The 12,802-nt window shown below is 68.7% G+C and carries 12 protein-coding genes; 5 read left to right on the top strand and 7 right to left on the bottom strand.

The features are described from left to right. Window positions 1-38 precede the first annotated feature (38 nt). On the top strand, window positions 39-470 hold the full coding sequence (locus BWI15_RS14015) for a MarR family winged helix-turn-helix transcriptional regulator (protein ID WP_077014727.1): 432 nt from the start codon (window positions 39-41) through the stop codon (window positions 468-470). 4 nt (window positions 471-474) lie between these two features. Continuing rightward, window positions 475-1,392 (top strand): PLP-dependent cysteine synthase family protein, encoded by a 918-nt coding sequence (locus tag BWI15_RS14020; RefSeq protein ID WP_077014728.1) that lies wholly within the window; start codon window positions 475-477, stop codon window positions 1,390-1,392. Here the strand turns inward: BWI15_RS14020 and BWI15_RS14025 are convergent. Further along, entirely contained in the window at window positions 1,381-4,425 is a 3,045-nt protein-coding gene (locus BWI15_RS14025) for an ATP-binding protein (RefSeq protein WP_077014729.1), read from the bottom strand. The genes BWI15_RS14020 and BWI15_RS14025 overlap by 12 nt on opposite strands. Window positions 4,426-4,519: 94 nt before the next feature. Here BWI15_RS14025 and BWI15_RS14030 point away from each other — a divergent pair, with 94 nt between their 5' ends. The 3 genes from BWI15_RS14030 (at window position 4,520) to BWI15_RS14040 (ending at window position 6,427) form a co-directional block, all read left to right on the top strand. Then, window positions 4,520-5,095, top strand: a complete 576-nt coding sequence (locus BWI15_RS14030) for an NADPH-dependent FMN reductase (RefSeq protein WP_077014730.1) — start codon at window positions 4,520-4,522, stop codon at window positions 5,093-5,095. Between the two features lie 31 nt (window positions 5,096-5,126). Next, window positions 5,127-5,666, top strand: coding sequence for a dihydrofolate reductase family protein (locus BWI15_RS14035; protein WP_077014731.1), 540 nt, complete (start codon window positions 5,127-5,129; stop codon window positions 5,664-5,666). A gap of 83 nt (window positions 5,667-5,749) precedes the next feature. After that, complete coding sequence (locus tag BWI15_RS14040) at window positions 5,750-6,427, top strand: class I SAM-dependent methyltransferase (protein ID WP_077014732.1); 678 nt, start codon at window positions 5,750-5,752, stop codon at window positions 6,425-6,427. Here BWI15_RS14040 and BWI15_RS14045 read toward each other — a convergent pair. The 6 genes from BWI15_RS14045 to BWI15_RS14070 all read right to left on the bottom strand — a co-directional run bounded on the left by BWI15_RS14045 (window position 6,424) and on the right by BWI15_RS14070 (window position 12,771). Continuing rightward, window positions 6,424-7,794 carry an FAD-binding oxidoreductase gene (locus BWI15_RS14045; protein ID WP_077014733.1) on the bottom strand — a complete coding sequence of 457 codons (1,371 nt, stop codon included), beginning with the start codon at window positions 7,792-7,794 and terminating at the stop codon, window positions 6,424-6,426. The genes BWI15_RS14040 and BWI15_RS14045 overlap by 4 nt on opposite strands. 190 nt (window positions 7,795-7,984) lie before the next feature. Next, complete coding sequence (locus tag BWI15_RS14050; RefSeq protein ID WP_077014734.1) at window positions 7,985-8,650, bottom strand: GntR family transcriptional regulator; 666 nt, start codon at window positions 8,648-8,650, stop codon at window positions 7,985-7,987. A 72-nt stretch (window positions 8,651-8,722) separates the two neighbouring features. After that, window positions 8,723-9,628 carry a D-2-hydroxyacid dehydrogenase gene (locus tag BWI15_RS14055; protein ID WP_077014735.1) on the bottom strand — a complete coding sequence of 302 codons (906 nt, stop codon included), beginning with the start codon at window positions 9,626-9,628 and terminating at the stop codon, window positions 8,723-8,725. Beyond that, window positions 9,625-10,494 carry a carbohydrate ABC transporter permease gene (locus tag BWI15_RS14060; RefSeq protein WP_077014736.1) on the bottom strand — a complete coding sequence of 290 codons (870 nt, stop codon included), beginning with the start codon at window positions 10,492-10,494 and terminating at the stop codon, window positions 9,625-9,627. The genes BWI15_RS14055 and BWI15_RS14060 overlap by 4 nt, the downstream gene beginning before the upstream one ends. Beyond that, on the bottom strand, window positions 10,494-11,444 hold the full coding sequence (locus BWI15_RS14065; protein WP_193432158.1) for a carbohydrate ABC transporter permease: 951 nt from the start codon (window positions 11,442-11,444) through the stop codon (window positions 10,494-10,496). The genes BWI15_RS14060 and BWI15_RS14065 overlap by 1 nt, the downstream gene beginning before the upstream one ends. A gap of 7 nt (window positions 11,445-11,451) precedes the next feature. Then, window positions 11,452-12,771 carry an ABC transporter substrate-binding protein gene (locus tag BWI15_RS14070; protein WP_077014738.1) on the bottom strand — a complete coding sequence of 440 codons (1,320 nt, stop codon included), beginning with the start codon at window positions 12,769-12,771 and terminating at the stop codon, window positions 11,452-11,454. Window positions 12,772-12,802: the final 31 nt, after the last annotated feature.

A 12,802-nucleotide genomic window follows, 5' to 3' on the forward strand; every position in this document is an offset into this window, starting at 1 on the left:
TCGTGCCACGAACATTCACAAGTCGGCGGGAGCACCGGATGGAAGAGACACTCGGCGCGGCCAGCAGCCTGGTCCGCCTCACCCACCTCGTGCACACCCTGTACGCCGAAGTCGGGCGCGGCTGTGACCTCACCACCGCGCAGGCGCAGATGCTGTGCTCGCTCGGCAGCCGCCCGACGGGCATGGCCGAGCTGTCCGCGACCCTCGGCGTCGAGCGCTCGAGCCTGACCGGTCTGGTCGATCGCGCCGAGCACCGCGGCCTCGTCGTACGGCAGCCGGACCCGCAGGACCGTCGTGCGGTGAAGGTGACGCTGACCGCCGAGGGCATGGACGCCCTGGAGCGGTTTCACAAGGAGCTGACGATCAAGCTGGAGCAGTTGCTGACCGAGCTCCCGGCCAAGGAGCGCGACCAGTTCACCGGCACACTGCGCCGCCTGGTTGCCGACGCCCCGGCTGTGTTCGCAGACTGACAAGATGATCCTGCCCTCGGCACTCGAAGCGATCGGCGCGACTCCGCTCGTCCGCCTGCGTCACACCGTGCCCGCCGGCGCCGCACAGGTGCTGGTCAAGCTGGAGGGCGGCAACCCGACCGGCAGCTACAAGGACCGGATGGCGCTGGCGATGATCGAGGGCGCCGAGGCCAGCGGCGTACTGCGGCCAGGTCAGCGCGTCGTCGAGTTCACCGGCGGCAGTACCGGCTCGTCGCTGGCGTTCGTCTGCGCGGTCAAGGGCTACCCGCTGACGGTGGTGTCGTCCGACGCCTTCGCCGAGGAGAAGCTGCGCACGATCCGGGCGTTCGGCGCCGACCTGATCGTCGTGCCGAGCGAGAACGGGCGCATCACCCCGGACCTGTTCGTCAGAATGCGCCACGAGGTGGATCGCGTCGTCGAGCGCGACAACGCCTTCTGGACGGACCAGTTCAACAACACCGACGCCCTGCGGGGCTATCGGTTGCTCGGCAAAGAACTGCTCGCCGAGCTCCCGGCCGTCGACGTGTTCACCGCAGGAGTCGGCACCGGTGGGCTCCTGGTCGGCGTCGGCCAGACGATCCGTCCCAGCACCGGCAGACTCGTCGCACTCGAGCCGACCAGCTCCCCCATGCTCACCAGCGGGTACGGCGGCCCGCACCGCGTCGAAGGGCTCGCTACTGGCATCGTCCCGCCCCTGCTCACACCTGGCGCGTACGACGAAGCCCGGGCGGTCGACGAGGCCGAAGCCCGTCAGCTGGTCAAGCAGCTCGCTCAGCGCGACGGTGTCTTCGCCGGCACCTCGTCAGCACTCAACATCCTCGGCGCGATCCAGCTGGCGACCGAGCTGACTCCGGACCAGACAGTCGTCACTGTTGCCGCCGACACCGGACTCAAATACCTGACCGGCGACCTATACGTCTGACACGAGTTCGAAGGCCTCTTCCAGCGTCAGCAACCGCCCAGCCGCGTACTGCGCGTCGTACTGCTCCCCCAGCGCCGCACGGGTCGCCTCGGCGATTCGCTGCGTGTCAGCTGTCTCCGCCGGCGTGACCGGGATGCCCTCGACTTCCTGCGCCACCGCAGCTGCTCCGAGCAGCCGCGCAGCGACCGCCGGCGTACTGGAGGTCAGCGTCCCGGCGATGCCCTCCAGTGACCAGGCCATCGACCTGCGTGCGCCCTGCCCGGCGCACAGCTCGTACGCCTCCACATGCAGCGCTCGTGCGGCGGCCAGCTCACCCCGCTGCTCCAGCAGCAAGCCGAGCTCGTCGAGCACCATGGGCAGGTACAGCGCCGAGTCGTCCTGCCCTCGGGCCTCGTCGATCAGCGCCTGCAGCCGCTTCTCCGCGACGTCGAAGTCCCCACTGCGCCGCGCCGCGAAGCCCAGCACCAGCGCACCGAGCGACTCCAGCGGCCGGTGCCCCTGCTCGATCGCGACCTGGAACGCCTTCTCCCCGTACGCCGTCGCCTGCGCGTAGTCACCTTCCCGTACGGCGGTCCAGCCGAGCCAGCCGTACTCGCCCGCGACGTCCGGCCACAGCCCGAGCTCCTCCGCCATCCGCAGCGCCTCGGTGTGAAGCTTTACCGCGCCCCGGAAGTCGCCGACCAGCTCCGCGTGCGATCCGAGCCAGCCGAGGGCCTGCAGCTGACCCCACCGGTCGCCAAGAGCCCGGAACAGCCGAGCACTCTCGCCGGCATCGTGCCGCAGCGCCTCCAGATCGGTCCGGACATGTGCATGCTTCGCCCGCGCGGCCAGCGTCGCAGCGATACCCCACCGGTCACCGGACTGCTCGAACGACGTCAAGCACTGTTCCAGCATCGCCATCGCCTGCGACAGATCACCCGAATCGCTGCAGTGCAAGGCCATCCACAGCACCGACCGCGGCTCGACCTCGGACCTGCACCGGTCGCGCACGGCCGTGGCCTCGGCGTCCCCGTGCAGATACATGTAGCCCGCCAGCCACGCCGCCACCTCAGGCGTCTCCGGCACAGCCTCGAACGACCGCCGAGCCTCGGCGAATCGCCCGCGCAGGAACCAGTACCAGCCCAGCGAACACACCAGCCGCTGAGCCAGTACGTCGTCGCCCGCCGCGAGAGCACCGTCCAGCGCGCTGCGAAGATTGCCCGACTCGTCATCCAGGCGCTGCAACCACACACCCTGCTCAGCGCCGTACAGGTGAGTGGACGCCGACGAAGCCAGCTCTACGTAGTACTGCCGGTGTCGCTCGCGCACAGACTCGTACTCGCCGGCCCGGTGCAGCTTGTCCACGCAGTACGCCGCTACGGACTCCAGCAGCCGGTAGCGCATGCCATCAGCCCCAGGAACCGGTACGACGAGAGACCGGTCGACCAGGCGAACCAGTACGTCGAGCACGTCCACCCCGCAGACCGCCTCGGCAGCCTCCGGCGTACAGCCGTCAGCGTGGACGGCGAGGCGTCGCAGGACGACCTGTTCGTCCGGGCTGAGCAGCTCCCAGGACCAGTCGATCATCGCCATCAGCGTCTGCTGCCGAGGCGCGGCCCCACGATGTCCGGTCGCCAGCAGCCGGAACCGGTCGTCGAGCCGGGCGACCAGTCCGTCGACGCCCAGCGCCCGGACGCGCGTCGCTGCCAATTCCAGCGCCAGCGGGATCCCGTCGAGCCGCCGGCACAGCACTGACACCGCAGACGCATTGCGTTCGTTGAGCTCGAACGCGCGATCGGCCGCGACGGCCCGAGCAACGAACAGCTGCACAGCAGACGACTCCCGCAACGCATCGACCGAGTCACCCAGCGACGGCACCGCCAGCGTCGGCACATGCCAGACGGCTTCGCCCGTCAGCCCCAACGGCTCCCGACTGGTCGCAAGCACTCGCAGCCGTGGAGCAGAAGCCAGCAGACGATCAGTCAGCGCGGCAACCTCGGTGATCACGTGCTCGCAGTTGTCCAGCACCAGCAGCCGCTCCCCCAGTACGTCGGCCAGGTGGTCGACGACATCTCCACCGCCCGCGTCTCGCAAGTCCAGCGCGACCTGCAGCGCGTCAGTTAGGGACCCAGCAAGGTCCAGTGCGTCAGGGGCGATGCCTGCCAGCTCGACCAGCGTCACGCCGTCCCGGAAACGCCCAGCCGCCTCAGTGGCCGCAGCGATCGCCAAGCGGGTCTTGCCGACCCCACCGGGACCGGTCAGCGTGACAAGCCGCTCCTCCGACAGCCGCCGGCCGATCTCGTCCAGCGACTCGTCCCGGCCGATCAGATCGGTGAGCTGAGCAGGCAGATTGCTCCGCCGCTTCGGCAGTTGCGGCAGCTCCTGAGTCAGCACCGACCGGTGCAGCTCCACCAGCTCCGGACTCGGGTCCAGGCCCAGCTCGTCCGCCAGCAGCACCCGCAGCTGCTCGTAGCTCGCCAGGGCCTCGCTCTGCCGGCCCGCTCGGTACAACGCCTTGATGTGCGCAGCCCTGAGCCGCTCCCGCAACGGATGCTGAGCCACCAGATCTGCCAGCACGCTGACGTCGGTGTGGAACTCCTCCTGCGCCGCCAGCCGCTGCTCGTTCAGCCGGGCCACGGTCGTCTCGGTGAAGGCCTCGTCCGCGAAGTCCGCGTACGCCGGGCCGCGCCACAGCGCGAGCGCCTCCTCCAGCCGGCCTTGCTCCAGGTACTCCGCGAACTGCAGCGCGTCGTACGTCGCACTGTCGACCTTGAGCGAGTAGCCGGCCGGGCCGGACATCACCAGCGCCCGCGAACCAGGCTCGGCGTCCTCGAAGGCCCGTCGCAGCTGGGACACCTTCGCCGACAGCGTGCCGGACGGGTTGCCCGGCAGGTCGTCGCCCCACAGGTCGTCCAGCAGCCGGTCGGCCGGCACCGGGCGGCCTTCGTGCAGCAGCAGATCGGCCAGCAGCGCCCGCACCTTCAGACCGGGCACGGTGACGGGCTCACCGCTGTCCGTCCACGCCGTCACCGGCCCGAGCACCCCGAATCGCATGGCGGCACCCTATCTTTCGGTCCGGTCCTCACCGAGCGGAAAGAAACCGTAAACACCCTCCGGCAGAGTCTTCACCAACTGAGCGGAGGTGGACATGAGACTGAACATCGCGGTGATCGTCGCCAGCACCCGGACCGGGCGCTTCGGCCCCACAGTGGCCAACTGGTTCACCCAGCAGGCGGCCAAACGGCCGGAGCTCGACCTCGACCTGGTCGACCTGGCCACGGCGAACCTGCCGGCCACACTGACCGACACCGACGAGCCGACGCCCGCCGAGGTCGCCGCACTGGCTCCGCGGCTGGCGGCTGCCGACGCGTTCGTCGTGGTGACGCCGGAGTACAACAGCAGCTTCCCCGCACCACTGAAGACGGCACTGGACTGGTACTACGAGGAGTGGCACGCCAAGCCGGTCGCCATCGTCAGCTACGGCCGCGAGACCGGTGGCCTGTACGCCGCGGGACAGCTGCGGCAGGTCTTCACCGAGCTGCACGCCGTCGCCATCCGCAACACCGTCGCCCTGCCCTGCTACTGGGAACAGTTCTCCGCCGACGGCAGCTGGCCCCGGCCGGGCTCCGGCTACGAGGACTCCGTCAAGACCACCCTGGACCAACTGATCTGGTGGGCCGAAGCACTGCGCACGGCCCGTCTGCACTCCCCGTACCACGCCTGACCTGACCGGCATCCACGAAAGGATCACTGCCATGCGCAAAATCATCGAGAGCACCTTCGTCACCCTCAACGGCGTCATCTCCGACCCGCACCTGTGGAGCGCGCCGTACTGGGACGACGAGCACTCCGGCTACAGCATGAAGCTGATGGAGAACACCGAGGCGCTGCTCCTGGGCCGGGAGACCTACGAGGCCTTCGCCGAGGTTTGGTCGGGGCGCAGCGGCGACCCGTACACCGACAAGTTCAACTCCATGCCGAAGTACGTCGCCTCGCGGACGCTCACCGAGACCACCTGGAACGCCGAGCTGCTCCAGGGCGACACCGCCGACGCGGTCCGCAAGCTCAAGGAGACCGAGGGCGGCGACCTGCTCAAGTTCGGCACCGGCGAGCTGTCCCGCACCCTGCTGGAGAACAAGTTGGTCGACGAGTACCACTTCTGGATCTTCCCGGTCGTCGCCGCCGGCCAGAAGATGTTCGAGGGCCAGGACCTGGCCGCGACCCACCTCGAGCTGCTCGACACCACCACCTTCAAGTCCGGCATCGTCGTACACAAGCTGGCACCGAAGGCCTGAACGCCGTCGCCGCCGGTGAGCGGAGTTCGACATCCGCTTCCGGGACGGGCCAACGACTCGGCGACAGCAGGCGTCGCACCTTCGTGGAGAAAAGACACGAAGCCCAGTCGTTCGAGCGCCTGGCCGAGCGTTACGACCGGCTCGGGGAGCTGACCGCCGATCACATCGGCGCGTGGCTCCCCTCGGTCCTGCCGAAGCCGGTACGCCGTACCGCACGCGCGCTCGATCTCGGCTGCGGCGCCGGCCGGCACGCTGTCGTCCTGGCGGAGCACTTCGCGCAGGTGGACGCCGTCGACCTGTCCGGCGCGATGATCCGCCTCGCCCGCCGGAAACGGGCCCGGAGCAACATCTCCTACCTGGAAAGCGACCTGCGCGACATCGACGGCAACTACGACTTCGTGCTCAGCGTGGCCACTTTGCACCATGTCGACAACTTGCCGGAGGCACTGACCAGGATCAGGCAGCTGGTGAACCCCGGCGGCCGTGCCGTCCTGGTCGACACCGTCTCGCCCCGCGCGGCCAACCCTCGCTGGCGCCTGTACGGCAACGAGGTGCGCAGGCTGCTGCGCAACCTCGTTCGCCGCGACGCCCGCGAGGCCTGGGAGATCTTCCAGCTGTCGACCGGCCCGTGGCTCGACCACCGGGTCAGCGACCGCTACCTCAGCCGCGCGCAGTTCGACTCCGTGTACGCCGAGGTCTTCCCCCGGGCCCGCTTCACCCGCGTCGGCACCGCGCAGGCGATGATCTGGGACAACGGCTAAGGCGCGATGTTCTGGTTGAGGTGGAACACGTTGCCGGGGTCGTACTTGCGCTTCACCTCCACCAGCCGGTCGTAGTTGCCCTTGTAGTTGTCCGCGATCCGCCCCTGGTCGTCGCCGGCCATGAAGTTCACGTAGCCGCCGGCCTCGGAGTGCGGCGCGACGTCGGCGTAGTACTGCTTGACCCAATCGACGTTCGCGGTGTTCTGGGCCGGGTCCGGCCACATCCCGGCGATCACCGTGGCGAAGTTCGCGTCCCGGTACGCGAACGCCGTCGCGTCGGCCGGCACGCGGTGGCAGGCACCGTCGATCGGGTAGATGTGCACGGTCGAGTTCACCGCCGGCAGTCCGGGCGCGTGCCGCAGGTGTGCCTGGATCGCGTCGTCGGTCAGTTCGGAAACGAAGTTCGCCTTCCAGTAGTGCTGCAGACCGGGCGGCACCAGGGCGTCGAACGCCGAGTTCAGCGCCGGGTAGGGCATCGCGCCGACCTGCTCGGCCACCACCGGCGCGAACTCCCGGAACCGGGCGATCTGCGCCTCCCCCGCGGACAGGTCACCGGCCCAGCAACCAACGATCAGGCAGAAGCAGTCGCCGTGGCGGTCCTCGGGGATGAACGGCAGCGGCGGCGCGAGCTGGAACGCCGGGAACCCGCCCAGTTCCTCGTCCGCGTCCTTGATCAGATCCCGGAACCCGGCCAGTACGGCGGCCGCGTCCGACATCTCGAACAGCATCGGCCCGCCGTACACCTGGTCGACCGGCTCCAGCCGGAACTCCAGCGCGGTCACCACGCCGAAGTTGCCGCCGCCACCGCGCAGCGCCCAGAACAGGTCCTCGTGGTCCTTCTCGCTGGCGATCAGGAACTGCCCGTCGGCGGTCACCACGTCGGCCGAGATCAGGTTGTCGCAGGACAGCCCGAGGCCGCGGGCCAGGTAGCCGATACCGCCGCCGAGGGTCAGACCGCCAACGCCGGTGGTCGAGATGATGCCGCCGGTGGTCGCCAGCCCGAACGCGTGGGTCGCGGCGTTGAAGTCGCCCCAGGTCGCACCGCCGAGCGCCCGCGCCGTCCGGGTGACCGGATCGACCCGGACCGCGCGCATCGCGCCGAGGTCGCAGACCACGCCGTCGTCGACGGTGCCGAACCCGGGCACGCTGTGCGATCCACCCCGGACCGCCAGCTCCAGCCCGTTCGCCGTCGCGAAGCCGACCGTCGCCATCACGTCGCCGGCGTTCTCGCACCGCACCACCACCCGCGGGTGCTTGTCGATCATCGCGTTGTAGACCGTGCGCGCCTGGTCGTAGGCCGGATCGCCGTCCGTGATCACCGCGCCGCGGGTTCGTGCCCGCAGGTCCTCGATCGTGTACTCGCCCATGACTTCCTCCACCGCCGTGCGGGCACCACACCACCGGCCGGCCCCCCAGGCACCCGCCCGACCGGCAGTTCCCGGCACAGCGCGAGAACCACTCCCCCACAGACCAGCGCCCGATCACCCCCGGACGAACTGCCGGACCTCTTCCCTACCGACGATCCCGCCGGCGGCAGCAGGCGTCAATGCCTTGAAGTCAGTCCTTCTGCAACGAGCTGAGCAAGCGGCTCTGGGCCTGTTCGAGGTGGTAGGCCATGTGCTCGGCCGCGGCGGCCGGGTCCGCGGCCTCGATCGCCTGCAGGATCGCGGCGTGCTCGGCGGCGACGTTCGACGGGTTCGCGGTGCGGTGGGCCTTGTACTGGCCCATCGTCAGGTGCACCTCGCCGATGATCAGCTCGTGCATCCGCGACAACCGGCGGCTGCCGACGCCCGCGACCAGGGCGGTGTGGAAGGCGATGTCGGCCTCGACCTGGTTCTCGAACAGGCGGTCGCGGGCGGCGTACTCGATCGCGACCTGGGCCTTCGCCGCGGCCGGCGGGACTTCTCCGCCACCGGCCAGCGTGGAGACGGCTGCCTTCTCGATCGTCACCCGGCTGAAGAACAGGTCGCGGATCTCGTCCTCGTCCAGCGTCGGCACGACCGCGGTCTTGTGCGCCGTACGACGCAGCAGGCCGAGCGCGGTCAGCCGCTCCAGCACGGCCTTCGCGGTCGGCCGGGCCACGTTGTACTCGCCGGCCAGCCGGACCTCGGTGAGCTTCTCGCCCTGCGGGATGTCGCCGTTCACGATGCGCTTGCGCACCGACTCGTAGAGCGCCTCGGTCAGCGAGGACGGCCCGAGCTCGAGACTCGATTCGGTACCCACCCGGGGCACCCCCTTCCGGACGAATGGTCAGGCAAGTGTACTGGTCAACCAGTCCGCGCGAGTCCCCGAAGGCTAGTACCCCGCGGCCTTGTCGACCACGTTCAGCAGTTCCTGCCCTGACAGGAAGCGTCGCAGGTTCTCCCGCACGATCTGCTCGCCACGCCGGGCGGTCCCGGTGCTGGTCGCGCCGTTGTGCGGCGTCACGATCACGTTCGGCAGATCCCAGAACGCGCTCTGCGGCGGCAACGGCTCGACCCCGTGCGCATCGAGTCCGGCACCCGCGATCTGCCCACTCCGCAACGCGTTCAGCAACGCGTCGTCATCCGCGATCCCCCCGCGCGAAATGCAGATGAAGTACGCCGACCGCTTCATCCGCGCGAACTCCGGCGCCCCGAACCGCCCGAGCGTCTGCGGCGTACTGGGCGCGGTCACCACGACGAAGTCCGACTGCTCGAGCAAGGTGCCGAAGTCCACCTGCTCGACGTGCGGCGAAGGCTCGCCGGCCCGCCGCCGTACGCCGATCACGCGCAGGTGGAACGCCTCCGCCTTCCGGGCGAGATCGAGACCGGAGTTTCCGAGCCCGTAGATGCCCAGCGTCAGCCCGGCCAGTTCTCCATGGGTGAAGCGATCCCAGCGGTGCTCGGCCTGCGCCCGCATCCACCGCGGGACGTCCCGGTTGAGCATCAACATCAGCAGCATCGCGTGCTCGGCCAGCGGAATCGCGCCGTTGCCGACCGACGACGTCAGGACGACGTCCGAGGCGAGCATCTCCGGCGACAGGTCCGCGTCGACCCCGGCCGCCGGACTGTGCACCCACCGCAACTTCGCAGCGCGTGCCAGCACGTCGCCGGGCACGCGCCCGATCACCGCCTCCATCGAGGCGACCACGTCGTCCGGAATGCCCGACCATCCGTCCACGAACACCACGTCGGTCAGCTCGGCCAGGTCCGGCCGATGCTTGCCGATCACAACGATCATTTGAGTCCCGTCGTCGCGATGCCCCGGATCAGGTACTTCTGCGCGAACGCGAAGAAGACCAGGATCGGCAGCAACGACAGCAGCGACATCGCGAACAGCATGCCCACCCCGCTCTGCGTCTCGGAGTCGACCATCGAGTTCAGCGCCACCGGCACGGTGAACACCTGCGTCCTGGTCAGGTAGATCAGCGGTACGAAGAAGTCGTTCCAGGTCCAGATGAAGGTGAAGATCGTGGTGGTCACCAGGGCCGGCCGCATCAGCGGCAGCACGACGTACCAGAAGGTGAGGAACGGTCCCGCGCCGTCGATCCAGGCGGCCCGGTCGAGCTCGCGCGGCAGCGTGCGGATGAACTGCACCATCAGGAACACGAAAAACGCGTCGGTGGCCAGGAACTTCGGGATCAGCAGCGGCCAGTAGGTGTTCACCAGGTCGAACTGCGAGAAGAAGATGTACTGCGGGATCACCAGCACGTGGAACGGCAGCATCACCGAGGCCAGCGTGATCGCGAAGTACAGCTTGCGCATCCGGAACTGCAGCCGGGCCAGCGCGTAGGCCGTCAGCGAGCAGCTGAACAGGTTGCCCACGATCGAGCCGAGGGTGACCAGCAGCGAGTTCAGGAAGAACACCGAGAACGGCCGGTTCAGCGCGTGCCAGCCGTCCTTGAAGTTGTCCAGCGTCAGGTCCTTGGGGATCAGCCCGGGGTCGGTCAGGATCTGGTCGGCCGGCTTGAACGCGCTGACCACCATCCAGACCAGCGGGTAGACCATGAACGCGACGAACACCAGCAGGCCGGTGTGTTTGAGCGCGGACCGGAAGCGGCGCTGCCTCAGGACGGCGGTGGGGGCTGGCGTCAGGGTGGCGGTCATCAGTTGTCTCCGTAGAAGACCCAGTACTTGGAGGCCAGGAAGTGCAGCGCGGTGACCACGCCGATCACCGCCATCAGCACCCACGCCAGCGCGGAGGCGTAACCCATGTCGAAGGCAACAAAACCCTGCTGGTACACGTAGAGCGTGTAGAACAGCGTCGAGTTCGCCGGGCCGCCGGTGCCGCCGCTGATGATGTGCGCCTGGGTGAAGGTCTGGAACGCGCCGATCGTCTGCAGGATCAGGTTGAAGAAGATGATCGGCGTCAGCAGCGGCACGGTGACGTGGGCGAACTGGCGCCACACGCCCGCGCCGTCCACCTTCGCCGCCTCGTACAGCTCGTCGGGGATCTGCCGCAGCCCGGCCAGGAAGATCACCATCGGCGACCCGAACGTCCACACGTTCAGCACGATCAGCGTCGCCAGCGCGGTTTTCGGATTCTGCAGCCAGCTCTCGCCGTCGATCCCGATCAGCGCCAGCCCCTTGTTGATCAGTCCGGCGTCACCGAAGATCTCCCGCCACAAAATGGCGATCGCGACACTCGTGCCGAGCAACGACGGCAGGTAGAACGCGCTGCGGTAGAAGGCCAGGCCGCTCAGCCCGCGGTCCAGGATCAGGGCCAGCAGCAACGCGAAGCCGAGCTGCAGCGGGACCGAGACCACGACGTACACGAGCGTGACCTTGACCGAGGCCCAGAACTGGTCGTCGTCGACCATCCGCCGGAAGTTCTCCAGCCCGGACCACTCCGGCGGGTTGAGGATGTCGTAGTCGGTGAAGGCCAGGTACAGCGAGGCGAACAGCGGGACCGCGGTGATCAGCAGGAACCCGAGCTGCCACGGGATCAGGAAGACGTGCGCGGCCCGGCCCTGCCGGTTCAGGTGGAACGCCGGCCGCTTGGTGGCCGGCGCCTCCACCGGTGGCTGCTCGACCGGGCGCTCCTGGTCGGTCAGCATCGCCACGTCACTGCGCCCGCTTGATGCCGGCCGAGATCTCCTCGACCAGCTTCTTCGACCCGTCCGGTACGGACGTCCGGCCGAGCGCGATCTCCTCGCAGACGCGGGCCATCGTGGTCCGCCAGGTGCTCGACCCGGGCGGCGCCTCGTAGCGCGGCTTGCGCTGCGCGGTCCGCTCGCCCGCGACCAGCGCGAGCATCTCCTTCTCGTCCGCGCTGGCGAACGCGACCGCCTGCTCGGCGACCTTCGGGTTCGTCGGCGCGCCCATCGTCAGCCGGACCGTCTTCAGCATGTCGGGGTTGTTGACGTTGTAGTCGAGCACCTTGCCGGCCGCTTCGACCTTGCTGTCGTCGATGCGCTGGTACATCGCCATCCGCGGGAAGTACAGGTACTTGTGCCCCTCGACCGCACCGGCGTCGACCGGCATCGGCCGCAGCCGGAACTTGTCCTGCGGGAACATCTTCGCGTCGTCGATGATGTGGTTGGAGTTGCCGAAGTTCAGCAGCACCCGCTTGCCGACCTGGGCCCAGTCCGGTCCCATGCCCTCCTGCTCGCTGAGCGACAGCGCGGCACCGGCCTTGCGCAGCTTCTCCCACCAGTCGAGCCAGCTGCCCAGACCGTCGGCGGTGAAGCCGACCTGACCGTCCTCGGTCCACAGTTGCTCACCGCGCTGCCGCAGCCAGGCCTCGAAGGTGAGGTCGTGGTCCGGCGCGTACGGCGTGCCCTTGCGCTTGCCCGGGTTGTCCTTGCTGTAGCTGATCAGCAACTCCGAGAGCGCGTTCCAGTTCCAGCCCGCGCCGACGGCCGGCAACGTCACGCCGTCGGCCTTGGCGACGGTCTCGTTGTAGCGGATCACCGGGACGAAGATCGCGAACGGCATCGTGTTCAGCTCGCCGCCCAGCTTGAAGGTCTCCAGGTCCTCCTTGCTGTAGTCGCCCCAGTTCAGCGTCGGCACGTCGTCGAGCTTCCGGTACAGCTTGCTCTTGTGGTAGGTCAGCACCTGCGGTGAGGCGATCCAGAAGATGTCCGGGACGTCGCGAGCCGCGATCTGCGTGGTCATCCGCTCCTGGAACGCGCTGTACTCGGCGAACTCCGGCTCGATGGCGATGTCGCCGTTGGCGGAGCTGAACTGCTGCAACGCCTTGGTGTAGTTCTGCTGGCGAATGGTGTTGCCCCACCAGGCGTAGCGCAGGGTCGTCTTGCCCCCGCCGCCGCCCTCGGCGCCTCCACCGCTGCCACCGCAGCCCGTCACTGCCGCCACGGACAGACTTGCCGCCGTCGTACCCAGGGCGAGCTTCAGGAACCCTCGCCGATTCAGTCCGGTCATCACGGTCTCTCGCTTCCTCAGGGTGGCTTCA

Source organism: Kribbella sp. ALI-6-A, assembly GCF_001984195.1.
Lineage (GTDB): Bacteria > Actinomycetota > Actinomycetes > Propionibacteriales > Kribbellaceae > Kribbella.

What these genes read in the sequence shown, in the direction of transcription:
- BWI15_RS14060 (WP_077014736.1), bottom strand. Translation starts at nt 10,494, where the DNA reads ATGACCGCCACCCTGACGCCAGCCCCCACCGCCGTCCTGAGGCAGCGC.
- BWI15_RS14025 (WP_077014729.1), bottom strand. Translation starts at nt 4,425, where the DNA reads ATGCGATTCGGGGTGCTCGGGCCGGTGACGGCGTGGACGGACAGCGGT.
- BWI15_RS14015 (WP_077014727.1), top strand. Translation starts at nt 39, where the DNA reads ATGGAAGAGACACTCGGCGCGGCCAGCAGCCTGGTCCGCCTCACCCAC.
- BWI15_RS14070 (WP_077014738.1), bottom strand. Translation starts at nt 12,771, where the DNA reads ATGACCGGACTGAATCGGCGAGGGTTCCTGAAGCTCGCCCTGGGTACG.
- BWI15_RS14030 (WP_077014730.1), top strand. Translation starts at nt 4,520, where the DNA reads ATGAGACTGAACATCGCGGTGATCGTCGCCAGCACCCGGACCGGGCGC.
- BWI15_RS14055 (WP_077014735.1), bottom strand. Translation starts at nt 9,628, where the DNA reads ATGATCGTTGTGATCGGCAAGCATCGGCCGGACCTGGCCGAGCTGACC.
- BWI15_RS14020 (WP_077014728.1), top strand. Translation starts at nt 475, where the DNA reads ATGATCCTGCCCTCGGCACTCGAAGCGATCGGCGCGACTCCGCTCGTC.
- BWI15_RS14035 (WP_077014731.1), top strand. Translation starts at nt 5,127, where the DNA reads ATGCGCAAAATCATCGAGAGCACCTTCGTCACCCTCAACGGCGTCATC.
- BWI15_RS14045 (WP_077014733.1), bottom strand. Translation starts at nt 7,794, where the DNA reads ATGGGCGAGTACACGATCGAGGACCTGCGGGCACGAACCCGCGGCGCG.
- BWI15_RS14065 (WP_193432158.1), bottom strand. Translation starts at nt 11,444, where the DNA reads ATGCTGACCGACCAGGAGCGCCCGGTCGAGCAGCCACCGGTGGAGGCG.